At 67.7% G+C, this 21,448-nt stretch carries 14 protein-coding genes; 12 read left to right on the plus strand and 2 right to left on the minus strand.

The features are described from left to right. Positions 1-55: 55 nt before the first annotated feature. Positions 56-5,302 (minus strand): alpha-2-macroglobulin family protein, encoded by a 5,247-nt coding sequence (locus tag ACSQ3M_RS15870; RefSeq protein ID WP_436151046.1) that lies wholly within the window; start codon positions 5,300-5,302, stop codon positions 56-58. Positions 5,303-5,635: 333 nt separating this feature from the next. On the opposite strand from ACSQ3M_RS15870, the gene ACSQ3M_RS15875 reads away from it, so the two are divergent. From ACSQ3M_RS15875 to ACSQ3M_RS15920, 10 genes are all read left to right on the plus strand, one after another. Continuing rightward, entirely contained in the window at positions 5,636-7,012 is a 1,377-nt protein-coding gene (locus ACSQ3M_RS15875; protein WP_436151047.1) for a trypsin-like peptidase domain-containing protein, read from the plus strand. A gap of 148 nt (positions 7,013-7,160) precedes the next feature. Next, positions 7,161-8,153 (plus strand): tripartite tricarboxylate transporter substrate binding protein, encoded by a 993-nt coding sequence (locus ACSQ3M_RS15880; protein WP_436151048.1) that lies wholly within the window; start codon positions 7,161-7,163, stop codon positions 8,151-8,153. A gap of 100 nt (positions 8,154-8,253) precedes the next feature. Further along, complete coding sequence (locus tag ACSQ3M_RS15885; protein WP_436151049.1) at positions 8,254-8,745, plus strand: tripartite tricarboxylate transporter TctB family protein; 492 nt, start codon at positions 8,254-8,256, stop codon at positions 8,743-8,745. Between the two features lie 7 nt (positions 8,746-8,752). Continuing rightward, the gene (locus ACSQ3M_RS15890; protein WP_436151050.1) at positions 8,753-10,255 is read left to right on the plus strand and encodes a tripartite tricarboxylate transporter permease; all 1,503 of its coding nucleotides are present in this window, start codon (positions 8,753-8,755) and stop codon (positions 10,253-10,255) included. Between the two features lie 46 nt (positions 10,256-10,301). Further along, complete coding sequence (locus ACSQ3M_RS15895) at positions 10,302-12,488, plus strand: primosomal protein N' (protein ID WP_436151051.1); 2,187 nt, start codon at positions 10,302-10,304, stop codon at positions 12,486-12,488. Positions 12,489-12,745: 257 nt separating this feature from the next. Next, entirely contained in the window at positions 12,746-13,318 is a 573-nt protein-coding gene (locus ACSQ3M_RS15900) for a F0F1 ATP synthase subunit delta (RefSeq protein ID WP_436151052.1), read from the plus strand. Next, positions 13,318-14,847: a F0F1 ATP synthase subunit alpha gene (gene atpA / locus ACSQ3M_RS15905; RefSeq protein ID WP_436151053.1), complete on the plus strand. Its 1,530-nt coding sequence runs from the start codon at positions 13,318-13,320 to the stop codon at positions 14,845-14,847. The genes ACSQ3M_RS15900 and atpA overlap by 1 nt, the downstream gene beginning before the upstream one ends. A 101-nt stretch (positions 14,848-14,948) precedes the next feature. Then, complete coding sequence (locus ACSQ3M_RS15910) at positions 14,949-15,818, plus strand: F0F1 ATP synthase subunit gamma (RefSeq protein WP_436151054.1); 870 nt, start codon at positions 14,949-14,951, stop codon at positions 15,816-15,818. A 65-nt stretch (positions 15,819-15,883) separates the two neighbouring features. Further along, complete coding sequence (atpD, locus tag ACSQ3M_RS15915) at positions 15,884-17,347, plus strand: F0F1 ATP synthase subunit beta (protein ID WP_436151055.1); 1,464 nt, start codon at positions 15,884-15,886, stop codon at positions 17,345-17,347. A gap of 127 nt (positions 17,348-17,474) precedes the next feature. Next, positions 17,475-17,888 (plus strand): F0F1 ATP synthase subunit epsilon, encoded by a 414-nt coding sequence (locus ACSQ3M_RS15920; protein ID WP_436151056.1) that lies wholly within the window; start codon positions 17,475-17,477, stop codon positions 17,886-17,888. A gap of 82 nt (positions 17,889-17,970) precedes the next feature. On the opposite strand, the gene ACSQ3M_RS15925 is transcribed toward ACSQ3M_RS15920, so the two are convergent. Beyond that, complete coding sequence (locus ACSQ3M_RS15925; RefSeq protein ID WP_436151057.1) at positions 17,971-18,846, minus strand: HpcH/HpaI aldolase/citrate lyase family protein; 876 nt, start codon at positions 18,844-18,846, stop codon at positions 17,971-17,973. A gap of 101 nt (positions 18,847-18,947) precedes the next feature. Between ACSQ3M_RS15925 and ACSQ3M_RS15930 the strand changes: the two genes are divergently transcribed. After that, positions 18,948-20,660 carry a serine/threonine dehydratase gene (locus ACSQ3M_RS15930; RefSeq protein WP_436151058.1) on the plus strand — a complete coding sequence of 571 codons (1,713 nt, stop codon included), beginning with the start codon at positions 18,948-18,950 and terminating at the stop codon, positions 20,658-20,660. After that, the gene (locus tag ACSQ3M_RS15935) at positions 20,657-21,385 is read left to right on the plus strand and encodes an aspartate/glutamate racemase family protein (protein ID WP_436151059.1); all 729 of its coding nucleotides are present in this window, start codon (positions 20,657-20,659) and stop codon (positions 21,383-21,385) included. Before ACSQ3M_RS15930 ends, ACSQ3M_RS15935 begins: the two co-directional genes overlap by 4 nt. Positions 21,386-21,448 lie beyond the last annotated feature (63 nt).

Consider the following 21,448-nt stretch of genomic DNA (forward strand, 5'->3'; position numbering starts at 1 on the left):
CAAGGGGAGAGGGGATGATGTCGCGTTCCGCTCGTCTGGTCGCGCCCTCATGGCGTTACCTTGCCGAGGTGATCTCGACCGTACCGAAGGCCGTCCGGCCGAAACGGTCGGGCCGATACATGTCCTCGATCACTGCCGCCGGCGAGACATAGCGGCCCGGCGAGACGGCCCGGGCGATATAGGCCACCGTGTAGCTCAGCGGCTCGTTCTTGCCGCCATTGCGCTGGAAGGCTGCGACGAAGCGGTCATCGCGCGCCTCGGTGTGGACGGGCGGGACCTCCTGCTTCAGCCAGTTGAGCCCTTCGACCGAGGCGCCCTCGGTCAGCTTGGCGTTCTCGATCTCCAGGCCGGCCGGGACGGGATCGACCATCAGCAGCCGGCCATAGCGCGCCGTGGGCTCGGTGACCTTGAGCGCCACGACATAGCGCTCGTTCTGGCGCAGGCGCGCGGGATCGACCCGCTCGCCCTTCATGGTGAAGAGCGTGCGCTCCAGCGCAAAGCCCTGGTTCAGCGCCGGTTCCGGCGTCGTCGGGATGCCGGAGACGCTGATCACGGCATTGGCCGAAGCGGTGCCGGGATTGCCGATGACCAGCGGCTTGGCCTCCAGCGCCGCCTGCGGGATGGTGCGGTAGAGGGCGCCCTTGCGCTCGGCGCCGTCGACGGTCAGCAACATGCCGTCCGCCTCCTTGGCCATCGCCGCGGCGGCCATCGCCATCCACATATTCTCCTGCGTCGAGGTGTAGCGCGCATTCTGGCGCGCGTTCTGGACGACGTCGGCGGCGCGGGAGAGATCGACGCGCTCGCCATTGCTCTCGGCGATCAAGGTCAGGATGCCGGCGCCGTCGCGCAGCCGCGAGCCATAATCGGCGCGCGACAGGCCATCGTCGCTGACCTGCTGCAAGGTGCCGAGCGCGCTGGTGAAAGCGGCGCGGCCGCGGGTGCGGTCGCCGAGCAGCGAGAGCGCGGCGCCGATCTGGGCGCGGGCGAGCGGCGAGCCGAAATCGCCGAGCTTGTTGTCGGCGAGATAGCGCAGATCGCCCATCACCGGCCGGCCGTTGCGAGCCAGCACATAGAGCGCATAGGCGATGCCGGCCGCGTCCTCCTTGTTGATCTCGCTGGTGTTGACGACCTGGTTGCGCAGCCGGTCGAGCGCCATGTTGAACGCCGTCTGCGGCACGGCGAACTGGCGCTCGCGGGCGCGGGTCAGGAAGTCGGTGACGAAGGCGTCGAGCCAGAGATCCTCGCCGCCGACACTCCAGAGGCCGAAGGAACCGTTATTGCCCTGGCGGGTAAGCACGCGCTCGATCGCAGCGTTGACGCGCTCATCGGCATTGCCGTCGAGCGCAAGGCTTTCCATGGTCGCGAGCCGGTTGACGACGAGCAGCGGCAGCGCCCGGCTGATCGTCTGTTCGGTGCAGCCATAGGGGTAGCGGTCGAGCGCTGCGAGCACCGCGGCGACATCGAGCGCCGCGACCGGCGAGACCGAGACGGAGACCGCGCCGGAATCGGGCACGAGATCGGCCATCAGATCGGAGGAGACGGTGAGCGAGCCGCCGCCCGGAATCGGGCGGACGATCCGGCGCGCGATCGTCTGGGTCGAGGGCTGCACGCGCACTGCCAGGTTCTGCACCGTACCGATGCCGTTCGGGCCGGTGATCCTGACGTCGAAGGAGGCGCGGCCGAGCCCGGCGGCGGTGACCGGGATCGTCAGGGAGCTCTTGGCTCCGGCAGCCATGGTCAGGCTGCGGCGGGTCGCGTCGGCGGCGACGATGACGGGGCCCTTGACGTCGAGATCGACGAGATAGGAGCCGGCCGGGCCCTCGACATTGTCGATCTGCAGATGGAAGCGCGACTGGTCGCCGAGCGCGAGGAAGCGCGGCAGCGTCGCCTGCGCCACGATCTGGTCGCGCACGAAGACGTCGGCGCTGGCCTGGCTGGTACGGCCGGCACTCCAGGCGACGGCCATGAGGCGGACCGAGCCGTTGAAGGCCGGCAGTTCGAAATCGACCTTGGCGGTGCCGTCCGGACCGAGCTTGACCACGCCGGAATAGCGCGCCAGCGGCTCCTGCGTCGGGGCCTCGCCATTGAGCTGCGGGGCGCCGTCGCCGCCGGAGCGGATCGCGCCGCGCACGCCCTGCATGCCGTCGATCAGATAGCCGTAGAGATCGCGCAGTTCGTGGCCGAGCTGGCGCTGGCCGAAGAAGTACTTGCTCGGGTCGGGGCTTTCGAAGCGGGTCAGGTTGAGGATGCCGACATCGACCGCGGCGACGGTGATGAAGGCCTCCTCGCCGGCCTTGGCACCCGTCACCTTGACGGGGAGGGAGAGGGTCGAGAGCGGGCGCACGAGATTGGGCGCGCCGAGATCGATGGCGAGGTTGCGTTCCTCCTTGCCGACACTGAACCAGGAAAGGCCGATGGCGCGGCCGGACATGCGCTGCGCCTGGCTGTCCATCGGGCGATGGGCGAGCACGACGAGATAGGCGCTGGCGCCCCAGTCCGACTTGGCCGGGATCGTCACTGTCGTGCCGGAGGCCGGCACGTCGATGGTGCGGATCTCGGCGACGCGGTCGCTCATCACCGCGAGCGTCGCCTTGCCGGCGAAGCGCGGGGTCAGGCGCACCTGCATGCTCTCGCCATTGGCATAGGACGCCTTGTCGAGTGCGACATCGAGCACATCGGGCTGGTCGGCAGTCTTGTCGGTTTCATAGCCGACACTGAAGGAGACGCTGGTCTCGGTCGCCTCGGCGCCATCGGCGCTGACGTCGAGCCGGTAATTGCCCCATTGCACGGGAGCGGCGATGCGCGCCGGCGTGGCCTCGGCGACGGCGACCTCGCCATCGGCGACACGGCGGGTCGTCTTCACGCCCTCATAGTTCCAGCGGCCGTCCTGGTAGAACCACTGATAATTGCGGGTGACCTTGGACAGCGTCCATTTCAGGCCCTGGCGGGCGATGCGGCGGCCGTCGCCCTGGGCCATGATCACGTCGAAGGTCGCGGTCTGGCCGTTGCCGAGCTCGCCGTCCTTGAAGGCCTTGCGCACGCCGATGGCGGCGCCCTTGGGCACGATCGGCATGGTGACGGAACGGGCGATGGCGCGCCCGCCCGGCTCGCCGACGCGCACCGTCAATTCGACTTCGAGCGGACGGTTGGTTTCAGGCTGGGCGACCGGGTTGGCGATGGTGACCTTGCCATCGGGGCCCGTCTTGGCGGTGTCCTCGAAATCGGCCTGCTGCGGCTCGAAGGCCTCGTCGGTCAGGCCGACCTCGTAGCCGGAAAAGCCGGGAATCGCGGTCTGCGCCGCTGAGCGCACGGTCATCGAGCCGGTGACGTCGAGATCGGAGCCCGGCGCGCCGTAGAGATAGCGGGCGTTGACGTCGATCTCGGCCGGCTCGCCGGCCTGCAGAACCGGCTTCTTCGGGGCGAGCGTCAACTCCAGCCGCTCGGGAACATAGTCCTCGACCAGGAAGGAGATTTCGCCGATCGCCGCGCCTTTCGGGTCGGAATAGGCCTGGACGCGCCAGGTGCCGGTCTGGGCGCCGGAGATCAGCGGGATCGAATGGGCGCGCCCGCCGGCGCCCTGGTCCTCGACCTGGCGGCGGCGATATTCGACGCCGTCCGGCCGCCTGACGACGAGCGTCAGCGGCAGGCCGGAGACGGCCGCGCCCTTGGCGTCGCGCAGCAGCGTCGTCAGGTAGACAGTCTCGCCGGAGCGATAGACGCCGCGCTCGGTATAGAGGAAGGCGTCGAGGCCGGCGGGGGCGACACGGCCCTTCACGCCGCGATCCGAGAGATCGAACGCGGTCTGCTTCAGGTCGAGGAAGCCGTAATCCTCGGCGAGCGCAGCGGTGACGAGGCCGGGCGCATTGCCGCCCTGGCCCTTGGCGAGGCCTGCGTCGAAGCGGGCATAGCCGTTGCCGTCGGAGCGGATGGTCGCCAGCACCTCGTTGTTGCGGGCGATCAGGCGGAGCTCCGCATTGGCGATCGGCGAGGCATCGGCGAGCGAACGCACCAGCACGTGCACGCCGTCCGGCCCGGAAAATGAGGTCAGGCCGAGATCGGAGACGACGAACCATTGCGTCGCCCGCGTCGTGCCGTCGTCATAGTCGCCGTCGCTGTCCGAGCCGCTCGCGGTTCGGGTGCTGCCGGTCGGCTTGGCGAACATCACATAGACGCCGGGCTGGAGCCGGCCGACGGCTTCCAGCACCGGGAAGGCGGTGGTGACGTCCTTGTTGAGCTCGGACTTCACCGCCATCGTGCCCTTCCAGACGCTCGAGCCCTTGTCCGAGGCAATCTGATTGGCGTTGGAGCTGCCGAGCTGGCTGAGGAAGTCCTCGGAATGGACCGAGCCGATCAGGTTGCGGTCGCCGATGCGCATCACTTCGAGATCGAGGCTATCGGCATTGACCGAGACGACCGGCACGCCCTGCTGGCCGGTGCGCGGCAGCACGTAATTCTTGCCGGTGAAGCGGACCGAGGGAGCGCGGTCGCGGACATAGACCTCGTAATCGGCCGATTTCAGCAGCTTCTCGTCAGGGATGGCGGAAGGCACGCCCTGGCGGATGACGAAGCCGTAGCGCTCGCCATGGCGCAGGCCATCGACGCAGAGCTGGCGCTCCTCGCCGCTGACGGCAAAATCGCCCTTGCCGGTGATGGCGACATAAGGCGCGAAGTCGACGCGGCCGCGCGACAAGGCTTCCGAGAACTCGAAGCAGGCGCGCGGGCTCGCCGCATCGGAATCGACCTTGTTGGAGGTGAGGCGGAAGCCGCGCTGGGCCCGCAGCGCCTCGTAATCGGTGCGCAGCGAGGCGTTGTCGGCAAGGTCAAGGCTGAGCCGATAGGTCGTCAGCGCTGGGCGCCAGAGCTCATGCTTCTCGAAGACGCGGGCGAGCACGCCGAGCGAGGAGGCTTCGTCGGGGCGCGAGGTCGAGCGCTGATAGGCGAGGTAGGCAGCACTGACGGCGCGTTCGCGCAGTTCATAGCGCTCGCGATAATCGCGCGGCTCGATGCCGCTCGCTGCCTGCGCCATCAGGCGCCAGCCGCCGGGATTGGCGGGATCGGCGACGGCGGCGGCATTGGCGAGCGGCAATGCGGCGCGGGCGTCGCCGCGATTAAGGGCGGCACTACCGTCGCGCAGCAAGGTGGCGAAGGGGCGTTGGCCGACCGAGACCTCGCGCTTCAGCCGTTCCTCCAGGCGCTGGCCGTCGCTGGCGAGATCGGGCCGGACATAGGCCTTCTGAGCGAAAGCGGGTCCGGCGGCGACAGTCAGGCCGAGCAGGAGGGCGAGACGGACGAGATGGCGCATGGCTCGGTCTCCGAAAAGGCGGGCGGCCCGATAGTTGCCGCGGCAGGCGTCGACGCGATGACGGGTCATCGCATTGCGCTGCGCGAAGCTAGCACCGGGCGCGTCGGGCGCAACTCGGCTTGCGATCGCTTGAGCCCTTCTCGCCTCTTGCCTCTGGAGCCCGTTCCGATCAGCTTGCATCGCAAGCTGATCGGAAAAACGGTCTCCTTACTTTAAGTTTGGAGACGGATTCACCGATCAGGTTGGTCCAACCTGATCGGATCCGGCTCCAGGGCAAGGCTGACGCTGAATGGCGCCGCGTCGCGGCGCGACCTGAGAAAGACGGAGATGCTCGTGTTCAAGGTTCCCGCGCTGATCGGCATCGCCGCCGTCCTCACATGCCTTGGCGCTGCCCAGGCGCAGCAGCCGGCCGATCCGCGGCTCGCAGTGGCAACGCAGGCCTATGCCGCGTTGCCTGAGACCGAGCGCAAGGCGATCCAGTCCGACCTGATCTGGACCGGCCATCTCAACAGCGCGGCGACGGGCAGTTTCGGACCGCTGACCTTCCGCGCCGTGAACGGCTTCAAGGCAGGGCGTGGCCAACCCGACGGGCAATTGAGCGCGGCCGAGCGGCAGGAACTGGCGCGGCTTGCCAAGACGGCGCGTGATGCGGCGGGCTTTGCCGTGATCACCGATCAGCCCACCGGCGTGCGCGTCGGCATTCCGCAGAAGCTGCTGCCGAAGCGCGAGGCGACCGCAGCCGGTGGCAGCCGCTGGCAGAGCGCCGATGGCAAGGTCACGCTCGATGTCAGCGCAAGCCCGGCGACCGAGCCGCTCCAGGCGATCTTCGAGCGCGCCATCGCGGTCAATCCGAACATCCAGCGCAAGGTCACCTACAAGCTGCTGCAGCCGAACTTCTTCGTCGTCGCCGGTGAGACGCCGACCGGAAAGTTCTTCCGGCGCCAGGCATTGGGGCCAACGGGCTTGCGCGGCTTCTCGATCGGCTACGACAAGAGCATGGCTACGACCTTCGACAAGGTGGTGACCGCGATCGCAGACAGCTTCGAGCCATTCCCGAGTGGAGCCGCGCCGGCTCCCGCTCCGGTGCCTGGAGCACCCGGAGCGCCGCTAGTGGCGGCCGCCCCTGCGCAGCCGGCAACCGAGCGTTTCGGTGTCGGCCTCGTCGTCGGCAAGGAGCTGGTGCTGACGGCGCGCGCTGCGGTCGATCCCTGCAAGGGGCTCAAGGTCGGCTCGCGTCCGGCGAAATTGCGGCTCCAGGACCAGGCGAGCGGGCTCGCGCTGCTCGATGTGCCCGGATTGCCTTTCAGCGCCGTGCCGGGGCTGCGTGAGAACGCACCAGCGGCGCGGGAGGCCGTGGTCGTGCTGGCTTATGATGCTACGGCTGCCTCGCGCATCGCGGTAGCGCTGCCGGGCGAGGTCGCGAGCGATGCGGTGCTCGCGCCCTTGCAGCCGGGCGGCGCAGGTAGCCCCCTCTTCGATCGGCAGGGCCGCCTGGCCGGGCTGGTTACCGCTAATCCCTCGGACAAAGGGCTGATTGCCGGAGTCGCGCCGCAGCGCAATCATGCGATTGCCGGCGTCGCGCAGCTCAGGGCGATGCTGGAGAAGATCGATGCCAAGCCGGCCGCTGCCGCAGCAGGTGGGGAGCTGAGCACCGGAGCGATTGCGGAGGCCGCCGGCAAGAGCGTCGTGCCCGTGGCTTGCGGGCTCTGAGGTTCACTACACGGCTCGTGCATACTGCATACAAAGACGGTTGCCTCGCCAGCGGCAATCGGCTCTGATAGCGAGAATACCGAGGAAGCCGCGCCGTGAGGCGAAGAAGCTTTTAAATTTTAAATCGATTGAACGGGAGGGATATGGAATGAGCAGAATCAGCAGACGTTCGGTCCTCAAAGGCGCGGCAGCGGCCGGCGCGGCGGGATTGATCACAGGCCCGGCGATCGGCCAGGCGCAGTATCCGAGCCGGCCGGTGACCTTGATCTGCCCCTGGGGCGCAGGCGGCGGCACCGACGCGACGGCGCGCATCGTCGCGCAATTGCTGGAGAAGGATCTCGGCCAGCCCTTCAACGTAGTGAACCGCACCGGCGGCTCCGGCGTCGTCGGGCACCAGGCGATCGCGTCGGCCCCGGCTGACGGCTACACGGTCGGCATGCTGACGGTCGAGATCGCGATGATGCGCCATCAGGGCCTGACCGAGCTGAAGTCGGGTGATTATGCCGCGCTCGGCCTGATGAACGAGGACCCGCCGGGTGTGCAGGTCTCGGCCTCGAGCCCGTACAAGGACATTAAGGAGCTGGCGGCGGCGATCAAGGCCGCGCCTCACGGCAAGCTCAAGGCATCCGGCACGGGCCAGGGCGGCATCTGGCACCTCGCGCTGGTCGGCTGGCTGGTCGCGATGGGTCTCAAGCCCGACCATGTCGCCTGGGTTCCGTCGAACGGTGCTGCGCCCGGCATGCAGGATCTGGCGGCCGGCGGCATCGACATCGTCACCTGCTCGGTGCCGGAAGCGCGGGCGATGATCGACGCCGGCAAGGCGAAGGCGCTGGCGATCATGGCGAGCGCACGCAATCCGCAGTTCAAGGATGTGCCGACGCTGAACGAATCGCTCGGCATCAACTACTCGGTCGGCGCCTGGCGCGGCATCGGCGCGCCCAAGGCCGTGCCGGCCGACATCCAGGCGAAGCTGACGGCGTCGCTGAAGAAGGCCTTCGACTCCAAGGAGTACCAGGACTTCATGAACTCGCGCGGCTTCGGCATGAAGTTCGCCGACGGGCCGGGCTTCGCCAAATTCATGGCCGACAGCGACATTTCGATGGCGTCGGCGATGAAAGCTGCCGGTCTGGCCAAGGCCTGACCTCTCCGAAATGGGGCGGATTGGCGAAGGTGCCCGTCCGCCCCGTCCGTTTCAGAGTGCGCCGGCGCGGCGCGATGCCAGTTCGACGAGATTCCACAGCATGTTGTTGTCAGACCGCTTGACCGGGGGCGTGATCGCGACGCTCGGCGCCGCCGCCTTCTTCTACGGCTCGAAACTGCCGCCGGTGCCCGGCCAGCAGGTCGGCCCCTCGGCCTTCCCGATGGTCGTCGGCGGCGGGCTGGTGCTCTGCGGCGTGATGATCGTGCTCGGCATAGGCCGACGCTTCGAAGAGGTCGCCGAAGCCGACGTCGTGAGCCACAGCGCGCCCGAACTGCTCGAGCCGCTGCCGGCCTGGCGCAACTGGCTGGCGCTGCTGCCGCCGGCGCTGCTGCTGTTCTACGCCTTCGCCTCCGAGACGCTCGGCTTCCTGCCGACGGCGGCGATCATGGTGCTGATCGCGAGCCTCGCCTTCGGCGCCAAGCCCAAGCTCGCGGTGCCGCTCGCTTTGATCGCGCCGTTCGTCATCAATCTGATCTTCCTGAAGCTGCTGCGCGTGCCACTGCCCGGCGGCCTTTTGCCCTTCCCCTGGTGAGGCCGCGATGAACACCGTCATCCAGGCCTTCGGCCTCGTCTTCCAGACGGATGTGATGATCGCGATCGTCGCCTCCGCCTTCTATGGGCTCACCGTCGGTGCGCTGCCCGGCCTGTCGGCGACGATGGCGACGGCGCTGCTGGTGCCCGTCACCTTCTATCTCTCGCCGATCGCGGCGGTCGCCACCATCATCACCGCTTCGGCGATGGCGATCTTCTCGGGCGATATTCCCGGCTGCCTCCTGCGCATCCCGGGCACGCCCGCTTCCGCCGCCTATACCGACGAAGCCTATGCGATGACGCGCAAGGGCGAGGCCGAGACGGCGCTCGGCATCTGCCTGTGGTTCTCGGCGCTCGGCGGCATCGCCGGCACGCTCTCGCTGATCCTGATCGCGCCGCTGCTGGCGGAGATGGCGCTGTCCTTCTCGACCTATGAGAACTTCTGGCTCGCCATGCTCGGGCTGATGTGCTCGACGCTGGTGGCGCGCTCCTCGCCGATCAAGGCGATCGCGGCGATGCTGCTCGGCCTGCTGATCACCTGCGTCGGCATCGACAATCCCGGCGGCGTGCCGCGCTTTACCCTTGGCTCGACCGACCTGCTCGGGGGTATCGAGGTGATCCCGGCGCTGGTCGGCGTCTTCGCTTTGGCCGAGGTGATGCGGGCCTTGACCGAGCGCGAGCCGCCGAAGCTGGAGAACCGCCGGCTCGGCTCGATCCTGAAGGGCCAGTGGGAGCTGACCAAGAAATATCCGAAGCAACAGGCGCGCGGGAACCTGATCGGCATCATCATCGGCGTGCTGCCCGGCGCCGGCGCCGACATGGCGGCCTGGGTCAGCTATGCCATGGCCAAGCGCTTCTCGAAGACGCCGGAGAAATTCGGCACAGGCCATCCGGAAGGGCTGATCGAGGCCGGCGCCTCCAACAACGCCTCGCTGGCGTCGGGCTGGGTGCCGGCGCTGCTCTTCGGCATCCCCGGCGACACGATCACCGCGATCGCGATCGGCGTGCTCTACATGAAGGGGCTCAACCCCGGCCCGACGCTGTTCACATCGCAGGCGTCGAGCATGTACGCGCTCTACATCATCTTCATCATCGCCAATATCATCATGATCCCGCTTGGCATCGTCATGATCAGGCTGGCGAGCAAGGTCGTCGGGGCGCCGCGCTCGGCGGTGATGCCGGTGATCATGATCTTCTGCGCGGTCGGCGCCTTCGCCACGGCGGGCAACAACCTGTTCGCGGTCTATTGCGTCGCCATCTTCGGGCTGATCGGCTTCGTGATGGAGAAGAACGGCTATCCGGTTGCGGCGATGGTGCTCGGCATCGTCATGGGCACGATGGTCGAGCAGAGCTTCGTGACCTCGCTGATCAAGTCGGACGGCTCGATCCTGCCCTTCTTCAGCCGGCCGGTCTCGTCGGTGCTGGCGGCGATGACCTTCGGCGCGCTGCTCTGGCCGATCTTCGTCTGGACGACGCGCAAGCTCATGGCGCAGCGGCCAGCGACCGCCTGACGACTGCTGCCGGCCACCGCCCCGAATCAGTGCTAGAGACGGGCGCATGGACGATGCGCTCGACGAAGGGCAGGGCGGCGGCACGGTCGAGGTGCTGATCCCGCTCGGCCTCGACCAGGCCTATAGCTACGCCGTGCCGCCCGGGCTCACGCTCGCGCCGGGCGATGTCGTGCAGGTGCCGCTCGGCCCGCGCGAGACGGTCGGCGTCGTCTGGGAGGCAGGCTCAGGCCGCGGCGGCAACCTGAAGAAAGTAGTCGGCAAGCTCGACATGCCGCCGCTCGATCCGGCCTTGCGCAAACTGGTCGACTGGGTCGCCTGGTATACGCTCGCCGCCAAGGGCTCGGTGCTGGCACTCGCCCTGCGGCGCCCACCAGACGACACGCCGGAGCGCCCGAAGCTTGGTGTCAGGCTGGCCGGCCAGCCGCCGGCACGGATGACGCCCGGCCGGGCGCGCGCCATCGCCGCTGCCGAGGGCGGGCTGCTGATCGGCAAGTCGGCGCTGGCCGAGATGGCATCGGTCAGCACAGCGGTGATCGATTCCCTCGTCGATGCCGGTACCTTTTCCGTGGAGGCACTGCCGCAGGAGGCAATCGCGGCGCGGCCCGACCCCGATCATGCCAAACCGCAGCTGTCGGAGGATCAGCAGGCGGTGGGCGAGGCGCTCGCTGAGCTCGTGCGCAAGAAGTCCTGGCAGGTCGCGCTGCTCGAGGGCGTCACCGGTTCCGGCAAGACCGAGGTCTATTTCGAGGCGGTGGCCGAAGCGATCCGGCTCGGGCGGCAGAGCGTGATCCTGATGCCGGAGATCGCGCTCACCGCGCAATTCATCGACCGGTTCGAGGCGCGCTTCGGCGTCCGGCCGGGGCTGTGGCATTCAGGCGTGAGCGGGCGAAGGCGCGAGCGCCTGCAGGCGGCGATCGCCAAGGGCGAGGCGCTGGTGGTGGCGGGCGCGCGCTCGGCGCTGTTCCTGCCCTATCGCGATCTCGGCCTGATCATCGTCGATGAGGAGCACGAGGCCGCCTACAAGCAGGAGGACGGCGTCGCCTACCATGCCCGCGACATGGCGGTGGTGCGCGGCAAGATCGAGAACGCGCCGGTGGTGCTGGCGTCCGCCACGCCCTCGCTGGAAACCCGCGTCAATGCCGAGCGCGGCCGCTACACCCATCTCAAGCTGCCGGAGCGCTATGGCGGGCGCGAGTTGCCGACGCTCGGCCTCGTCGACCTGCGCAAGGACAAGCCGGAGCGCGGGCGCTGGCTTTCGTCCGCGTTGGTCAAGGCAGTCGAGGCGAATCTCGAGGCGAAGGAGCAGTCGCTGCTCTTCCTCAACCGACGCGGCTATGCGCCGCTGACTTTGTGCCGCGATTGCGGCCACCGCTTCCAATGCAAGAACTGCTCGGCCTGGCTGGTCGATCATCGCTTCCGGCGCGCGCTGGTCTGTCATCATTGCGGTCATGTCGAGCGCCGGCCGCATGAATGCCCGGCCTGCCATCAGCCCGAAAGTCTGGTCGCCTGCGGGCCGGGCGTCGAGCGCCTCGCCGAGGAGGTCGCGACGTTGTTCCCGCAGGCGCGTTCGATCGTGCTGTCGAGCGATTTTCCCGGTGGAACCGAGCGCCTGAAGCAAGAGCTGATGGCGGTGGCCGAAGGCGAGTTCGACATCGTCATCGGCACGCAGCTCGTCGCCAAGGGTCATAATTTCCCGGGGATGACGCTGGTCGGGGTGATCGACGCCGATCTCGGCCTGACCTCTGGCGACCCACGCGCCGCCGAGCGCACCTTCCAGGTCTTGAGGCAGGTCACCGGCCGGGCCGGGCGCGGCGAGAAGCCGGGGCGGGCGCTGCTGCAGACGCACGACCCTAACCATCCGGTGCTGAAAGCGCTGATCTCGGGCGATCCCGAGCGCTTCTACGCGGCCGAGACGGCGTCGCGCGAGGCGGCCGGCCTGCCGCCCTTCGGCCGGCTCGCGGCGCTGATCGTCTCGGCCAATGCGCAGGCCGAGGCGGAAACGCATGCGCGGGCGCTGGCGCGCTGTGCAGAAGCGCCGGCTGGTGTCGCCGTGCTCGGGCCGGCCGAGGCGCCGCTTGCGATCCTGCGCGGGCGTCACCGCATGCGCCTGATCGTCAGGACGGCGCGCGAGATCAATCTCCAGGATTATCTGCGTGCCTGGATCAAGCGCGCGCCAAAACCGAAAGGCTCGGTCAGGGTCGCGGTCGACGTCGATCCGCAGAGCTTCCTTTAGCCGGATTCGCAGTGCGCGGGCGTGCAGGCCACCGCGCACTGCGCCGGCTGCTTCTTTCGACCGCATCCAAAGCATGAGAGGCGGGTACTTCGTCGGTTGCGCCCCCCGAAACCCCATGCTATCGCACCGCCGCAATCCAAGCGCCGAAAGCCCTGGAACAGGCTCATCGTGCGCTTGATCACCGCAGCGTCGGGGATATGCACTCCACCTTCATCAGAAGGTCGCCGGAGCAGTCCCCTGGAAGAGAGAGCGAGAGCGTGGCCGAGGGCGGATCGCAGGAACAATCCCCTGTCTCGGGCGTGGCCGAGCGCTATGCGACGGCTCTGTTCGAACTGGCCAGCGAGGCCAAGACGGTCGACGCCGTCGCCAAGGATCTCGACACCTTCAGCGCGATGATCGCCGAGAGCGACGATCTCAAGCGCATGATCGGAAGCCCCGCCTTCTCCACGCAGGACCAGGTTTCCGCCGTCGCCGCGCTCACCGCAAAGGCCGGCATCTCCGGCAGCGCCGCCAATTTCATCGGCTTCGTCGCCAGCAAGCGCCGCCTGTTCGCGCTGCCGGGCATGATCCGCGCCTTCCGTGCCAAGGTCGCCGAGGCCAAGGGTGTGGTCAGCGCCGAGGTCACGCTCGCCGAGCAGCCCTCGGCCGCCCAGCTCAAGGACATCGCCGCGACCCTCAAGGATGTCGCCGGCAAGGATGTCGACGTTTCCGTGAAGGTCGACCCGGCCATCATCGGCGGTCTCATCGTCAAGATGGGCTCGCGCATGGTCGACGCGTCCCTGAAAACCAAGCTCAATTCTATTCGTCTTGCAATGAAAGAGGTCGGCTGATGGACATCCGCGCCGCTGAAATCTCCGCGATCCTGAAGACCCAGATCTCGAACTTTGGCTCGGAAGCCTCGGTCACCGAGGTCGGTCAGGTTCTCTCCGTCGGCGACGGCATCGCCCGCGTCTACGGCCTCGACAAGGTCCAGGCCGGTGAGATGGTCGAGTTCGAGTCGGGCGTGCGCGGCATGGCCCTCAACCTCGAGAGCGACAATGTCGGCGTCGTGATCTTCGGCTCCGACCGCGAGATCAAGGAAGGCCAGACCGTCAAGCGCACCGGCGCCATCGTCGACGTGCCGGTCGGCAAGGAGATGCTGGGCCGCGTCGTCGACGCGCTCGGCAACCCGATCGACGGCAAGGGCCCGATCAAGACCAAGACCCGTTCGCGCGTCGACGTGAAGGCGCCCGGCATCATCCCGCGCAAGTCGGTGCACGAGCCGATGGCGACCGGCCTCAAGGCGATCGACGCCCTGATCCCGATCGGCCGCGGCCAGCGCGAGCTGATCATCGGTGATCGCCAGACCGGCAAGACCGCCGTGGCGCTCGACACGATTCTGAACCAGAAGGCGATCAACGAAGGCACGGACGAGGGCCAGAAGCTCTATTGCGTCTATGTCGCGATCGGCCAGAAGCGTTCGACCGTCGCCCAGTTCGTGAAGGTGCTCGAAGAGCGCGGCGCGCTTGAGTACTCGATCATCGTCGCGGCCACCGCCTCGGACGCCGCCCCGATGCAGTTCCTGGCGCCCTTCGCCGGCTGCGCCATGGGCGAGTATTTCCGCGACAACGGCATGCACGCCGTGATCATCTATGACGACCTCTCGAAGCAGGCCGTCGCCTATCGCCAGATGTCGCTGCTGCTGCGCCGCCCGCCGGGCCGCGAAGCCTATCCTGGCGACGTGTTCTATCTGCACTCCCGCCTGCTCGAGCGCGCCGCCAAGATGGGCGACGCTGCCGGCAACGGCTCGCTGACGGCGCTGCCGGTCATCGAGACCCAGGCCAACGACGTCTCGGCCTATATCCCGACCAACGTGATCTCGATCACCGACGGCCAGATCTTCCTGGAGACCGACCTGTTCTACCAGGGCATCCGCCCGGCGGTGAACGTCGGCCTCTCGGTGTCGCGCGTCGGCTCGGCCGCCCAGACCAAGGCGACCAAGAAGGTTGCGGGCAAGATCAAGGGCGAGCTCGCCCAGTATCGCGAGATGGCGGCCTTCGCCCAGTTCGGCTCCGACCTCGATGCCGTCACGCAGCGCCTGCTCAACCGCGGCGCCCGCCTGACCGAGCTCCTGAAGCAGGGCCAGTTCTCGCCGCTGAAGATGGAAGAGCAGACGGTCGTGATCTATGCCGGCGTCAACGGCTATCTCGACCCGCTGCCGGTCAACAAGGTCCGCGCGTTCGAGGACGGGCTGCTCTCGCTGGTGCGCGGCAAGCATGCCGACCTGCTGAACGAGATCGGCTCGTCGAAGGACCTTTCGGACGCGAACGCCGCGAAGCTGAAGGGCATCGTCGAGGCCTACGCCAAGTCGTTCGCCTGATTATTGCGAGCGGAGCGAAGCAATCCAGCCTCGCTCCGCCAGTCGTCTGGATTGCTTCGTCGCTGCGCTTCTCGCAATGACGGGTAGGGGATAGAGATCGAATGCCCTCCCTGAAGGACCTTAGAAACCGCATCGCCTCGGTGAAGGCGACGCAGAAGATCACCAAGGCCATGCAGATGGTCGCGGCGGCAAAGCTGCGCCGCGCGCAGACGGCCGCCGAGGCCGCGCGTCCCTATGCCGAGCGCATGGAGGCGGTGCTGGCCAATCTCGCCGGTGGTCTCGCCAATGGCAGCGCGCCGCGCCTGATCGCCGGCACGGGCTCCGACAAGGTCCAGCTGCTCGTGGTCTGCACGGCCGAGCGCGGCCTGTGCGGCGCCTTCAACTCCTCGATCGCCCGTCTCGCCCGCGACAAGGCGAACGCGCTGAAGGCCGAGGGCAAGACGGTCAAGATCATCTGCGTCGGCAAGAAGGGCTTCGACATCCTGCGCCGGCAGTTCGCCGCCGACATCATCGAAGTCGTCGACCTGCGCGCTTTCAAGCAGCTCGGCTTCGCCAATGCCGAGGCGATCGCGCAGAACATCCTGACGTGCTTTGCCGCCGGCGAGTTCGATGTCGCGACGCTGTTCTTCTCGAAGTTCAAGTCGGTGATCTCGCAGATCCCGACCGCGCAGCAGATCATTCCGGCCGAGATTCCGGCCGGTGCCAAGACGACTGACGCAGTCTACGATTACGAGCCGGAAGAGAGCGAGATCCTCGAGACCCTGCTGCCGCGCAATCTGACGGTGCAGGTGCTGCGGGCGATCCTGGAGAATGCCGCCTCCGAGCAGGGCGCGCGCATGTCGGCGATGGACTCTGCCACGCGCAACGCCGGCGAGATGATCAAGAAGCAGACGCAGCTCTACAACCGCTCGCGCCAGGCGATGATCACCAAGGAACTGATCGAGATCATCTCCGGCGCGGAAGCGCTCTAACCGCCTAACTTTGGGCCGGCGCGCCGGCCGCCCGACACGCTGAACGCGAATCCGAGGTTCGAACCATGGCCAAAGCCGCTACCAAGACCAAGACCGCCGACAAGCCCGCCAACACCGGCACCGGCCGCGTCACGCAGGTCATCGGCGCCGTCGTCGACGTCCAGTTCGACGGCGCGCTGCCGGAGATCCTGAACGCGCTTGAGACGCAGAATCTCGGCAACCGCCTGGTGCTCGAGGTGGCCCAGCATCTCGGTGAGAACACCGTGCGCTGCATCGCGATGGACGCCAGCGAAGGCCTGGTCCGCGGCCAGTCGGTGACCGACACCGGCGCGCCGATCGCGGTTCCGGTCGGCGATGAATGCCTCGGGCGCATCATGAACGTCATCGGCGAGCCGGTCGACGAGGCCGGCCCGATCCTGACCGCCAATACCCGCGGCATCCACCAGCCGGCGCCCTCCTATGCCGAGCAGGCGACGGAAGCGCAGATCCTGGTCACCGGCATCAAGGTCGTCGATCTCCTGGCGCCCTACGCCAAGGGCGGCAAGATCGGCCTGTTCGGCGGCGCCGGTGTCGGCAAGACCGTGCTGATCATGGAGCTGATCAACAACGTCGCGAAGGCCCATGGCGGCTACTCGGTGTTCGCCGGCGTCGGCGAGCGCACCCGCGAGGGCAACGACCTCTATCACGAGATGATCGAGTCGGGCGTGAACAAGAAGGGCGGCGGCGAAGGCTCCAAGTGCGCCCTCGTCTATGGCCAGATGAACGAGCCCCCGGGCGCCCGCATGCGCGTCGCCCTCTCGGGCCTGACCGTCGCCGAGGACTTCCGCGACCGTGGCCAGGACGTGCTGTTCTTCGTCGACAACATCTTCCGCTTCACCCAGGCCGGCTCGGAAGTGTCGGCGCTGCTCGGCCGCATTCCTTCGGCGGTGGGCTATCAGCCGACGCTCGCCACGGACATGGGCAATCTGCAGGAGCGCATCACCACCACCAATAAGGGCTCGATCACCTCGGTGCAGGCGATCTACGTGCCCGCCGACGACCTGACCGACCCGGCGCCGGCGACCTCCTTCGCCCACCTGGACGCCACGACCGTGCTCTCGCGCTCGATCGCGGAAAAGGGCATCTACCCGGCGGTCGACCCGCTCGACTCGACCTCGCGCATGCTCTCGGCCGCGATCGTCGGTGACGAGCATTACAACATCGCCCGCCAGGTCCAGCAGATCCTCCAGCGCTACAAGGCCCTGCAGGACATCATCGCGATCCTGGGCATGGACGAGCTCTCGGAAGAGGACAAGATCTCGGTCGCCCGCGCCCGCAAGATCGAGCGCTTCCTGTCGCAGCCGTTCTTCGTCGCCGAAGTCTTCACCGGCTCGCCGGGCAAGCTCGTCGCGCTCGAAGACACGATCAAGGGCTTCAAGGGCCTGGTCGAGGGCAAGTACGACCACCTGCCGGAAGCGGCCTTCTACATGGTCGGCTCGATCGACGAGGCAGTCGAGAAGGCCCAGCGCCTGGCTGCCGAAGCGGCGTAAGGCTGCCGACTCGCGTCATCAAGGGCGTCATTCTCGGGCTTGTCCCGAGAATCTCCCGACCAGAGGGCGCTGGTTTCCGAGATGGTCGGGTCAAGCCCGACCATGACGAGCCGAGGAAAGAGATACGATGGCCAACTTCAAGTTCGAACTCGTCTCGCCGGAGCGCATCCTGTTCTCGGGCGATGCCGTCAGCGTCATCGTGCCGTCGGTCGAGGGCGAGATGACCGTGCTCGCCGGCCATGCTCCGGTCGTCGCCGTGCTGAAGCCGGGCATCGTCCTGGTCCAGACCGGCGCCAGCAACGGCAAGGAATTCTTCGTCTCGGGCGGCCTCGCCGAGGTCAACGCGACGAGCGTCACCATCCTGGCCGAGCAGGCCCGCTTCATCGAGGACGTCGACAACGCCGTGCTCGATCAGGAAATCCTCACCGCCGAGACCCGCCATGCCGGCTCGCATGACGAGGCCGAGAAGAAGCGCCTGCACGACCAGCTCGTGCAGCTGCGCGAATTCAAGGGCGTGTTCGAGCAGCGCAAGGCGGCCTGAGCCGCCTCCCCCATCGGAAGAATTGGAAAAGGGCCGGGAGTTTCCTCCCGGCCCTTTCTGTATTTGGACTCTGTTGGGCTGGTCAGGCCGCGATTGCTTCCGCCAGCGCGACGACGCGCTTGGCCATTTCGGCGTGCAGGCGCTCGACCATGCGGCCGTCGAGCTGGATTGCGCCCTTGTCGGCGTTCCCAGGCTCGGAGAAGGCGGAGATGATGGCGCGGGCCCGGGTCAGCTCGGCTTCCTCCGGTGCGAAGGCGCCGTTGGCGATTGCCACCTGGTTCGGATGGATCAGCGTCTTGCCGTCGAAGCCGAGATCGCGGGCCTGCTCGCATTCCGCCTTGAATCCGGCCTCGTCCTTGAGATCGTTGTAGACGCCGTCGACGACGTCGACGCCATGGGCGCGGGCGGCGAGGATCGCCGTGGTCAGCCAGGGCAGCATCGGCGCGCGGCCGGGCACGAAGCGGGCCCGCGTCTCCTTGGCGAGATCGTTGGTGCCGAGCACGAAGCAGGCGAGGCGTGTCGCGGGCTCGCGGGCGGCACGCGCGATCTTCTCGCAGTCGAGGATGGCGAGCGGCGTCTCGATCATCGCCCAGATTTGCGTTTCCGGCTTGGCCCAGAGCCCGGTCAAACGGTGGCCGATCTCGACCAGCGTCTCGGGCGAAGAAATCTTCGGGATCAGGATCGCATCAGGCGCCGCTTCGGTCGCGGCGGCGAGATCGGCGTCGAACCAGGGCGTGTCGATGCCGTTGATGCGGATGACGAGCTCGCGCCTGCCATAGCCGCCGGCCTTCACCGCGGCGCAGACCTGATCGCGGGCCAGTTGCTTGGCGTCCGGGGCGACCGCGTCTTCCAGATCGAGGATCAACGCGTCGGCAGCGATCTCGCGGGCCTTCTCCAGCGCGCGGGCATTGGAGCCGGGCATATAGAGGACGCTGCGGCGCGGGCGGATGTCGGTCATATTGTCTCTCCGGATTGAGGGTCGCCGGGTTCGCTGCAGTGCACAGTAGATCGCGCCGCAATGCAATGTCAGTTCTGCAAAAGATGGATGACAGGGCTGTGATGGGCTGGATTGCGGGCGTCGACGGCTGCAAGGCGGGTTGGATCGCGGCGTTCCTCGATATGTCGGGGCAGGAAGCGCCGTTCTTTCGGATTTTCGCGCGCTGGAGCGATCTGCTCGCGGGCTCTCCTGCACCAGCACTGATCGCAGTCGACATGCCGATCGGGCTGCCGGACCGGATCATCGGGTCCGGGCGCGGGCCGGAGCAGGCGGTACGGGCGCTGCTCGGCGAGCGGCAATCCTCGGTGTTCTCGATTCCCTCGCGCAGTGCGGTCCAGGCGGAAGACTATCGCGAGGTTTGCCGCCTGGCGCTGGCGACCTCCGAGCCGCCGCGCAAGGTCTCGAAGCAGGGCTTTCACCTCTTCCCGCGCATCCGCGAGATCGATGCGTTGCTACGGGCCGAACCGGACTGGCGCGAGCGCATCTTTGAGACGCATCCGGAACTGGCCTTCCGGACCATGCGTGGCGCGCCGCTGATCCACCCGAAGAAGATCAAGGGCGTGGTCAATCCGGCCGGCATGGCCGAGCGCCGCGCCTTGCTGCTGACGGCAGGGCTTCCGGAGGGAATCGTCCATGCGAAGCCGCCGCGCGGCGCCGCTGCCGACGATGCGCTCGACGCGCTCGCGGCGCTGGTCGTCGCCCGGCACATTGCCGCCGGGCGCGGCAGGCCCTTTCCCGATCCGCCGGGACGCGATAGCCACGGTCTACCTATCGCGATCTGGACCTGTGTCACGGATCGCTCCCTCGTCCAGGATCCCGCCATGACAGAGAAGCCTGTGCCGCGCCCGATGATCGAGGCTGCGGCCGACCGTATTGCCGGCCATGCCCGCACTACTCCGGTGATGCGCCTCGGTACCGGCGCCTTCGGCTCGCGCGCCGATGTCTCGCTCAAGCTCGAATGCCTGCAGCATGCCGGCTCGTTCAAGACGCGCGGCGCCTTCAACAACCTGCTCTCGCTCGATGTGCCTGCTGCCGGCGTTGCCGCGGCCTCGGGCGGTAACCATGGCGCCGCTGTCGCCTATGCCGCCGGCAAGCGTGGCGTGAAGGCGACGATCTTCGTGCCGGAGATCTCGCCGGCAGCGAAAATCGAGGCGATCCGGCGCTTTGGCGCCGAGGTCCGGATCGGCGGCGCGCAATACGACGATGCGCAGGCAGCTTGCGACAAGTTCGTGGCTGAGACCGGCGCGCTGAAGATCCACCCGTTCTCCGCCAAGGAGACGGTTGCCGGCCAGGGCACGCTCGGCCGTGAATGGCAGAGCCAGGAGCCCGATCTCGACACTGTCCTCGTCGCGGTCGGCGGTGGCGGGCTGATCTCGGGTATCGCCGCCTGGTTCGCCGGTACCAGCGTCAAGGTCGTCGGCGTCGAGCCGGAAGGCTCAAGGGCGCTGCAGGCTGCCCTCGAGGCCAAGGGGCCGGTGACAGTGACAGTCGCCTCTGTCGCGGCGGATTCGCTTGGCGCCCGCAATGTCGGCCAGCTGGTCTATGACGTCTGCAAGGATACGGTCGATCATGTCGCCCTCGTCCCGGACGCGGCGATCACCGAGGCTCAAGCCGTGCTCTGGCGCGATTTCCGCCTGGCGGTCGAGCCCGGTGGCGCTGCGGCGCTCGGCGCGCTGATCAGCGGCGCCTACAAGCCGAAACCGGGCGAGCGGCTCGGCGTGCTGGTCTGCGGCGCCAATATCGACCTTAACAAGCTCGCCGGGATCACCGGATGAGCAAGCGGGGCATCGCGAAGGGCGGCAAGGCGGTCTATGGCGCGCCGCTCGGCGTGCTGATGTTGGAGGCGCGCTTTCCGCGCATTCTCGGCGACATGGGCAATGCCGCGACCTGGCCCTTCCCGGTGCTCTACCGCGTCGTGCAAGGCGCGAGCCCCGAGAAGGTGGTGCTGAAGGGTGCGGCCGGGCTGCTGCCCGATTTCGTCGCGGCGGCGCAGGAGCTGGTCCGCCTCGGCGCCGAGGCGATCACCACCAATTGCGGCTTCCTCTCGCTGTTTCAGCGTGAGTTGGCGGCTGCCATAAACGTGCCGGTCGCGACCTCCTCGCTGATGCAGGTGCCCTGGGTGCAGGCGACGCTGCCGCCGGGCAAGCGCGTCGGCCTCGTCACCGTCTCGGCAGCGACACTGACGCCGCAGCATCTGACGGCTGTCGGCGTTCCCGCCGATACGCCGGTGACCGGCACCGAGAATGGCCGCGAGTTCTTCCGCGTCCTGATCAGGGCGGAGAAGGAGGAGATGGATATCGACCTTGCCGAGCAGGATGTGGTCGAAGCGGCACTGCGGTTGATCCGGGAACATCCCGAGGTCGGCGCGATCGTGCTCGAATGCACCAACATGCCGCCCTATGCGGCTTCGGTGCAGGCGGCGACGGGGCTGCCGGTCTACGACATCTACTCGATGATCACATGGTTCCATGCCGGCCTCAGGCCACGCGACTTCCGCTAGCCTTCGACGTCGGACCAGCTTTACGCCAGCCCTTGCGGCAGCGCACAATGATGCCCCGCCATG

The organism is Allobosea sp. LjRoot90 (assembly GCF_964254315.1).
GTDB lineage: Bacteria > Pseudomonadota > Alphaproteobacteria > Rhizobiales > Beijerinckiaceae > Allobosea.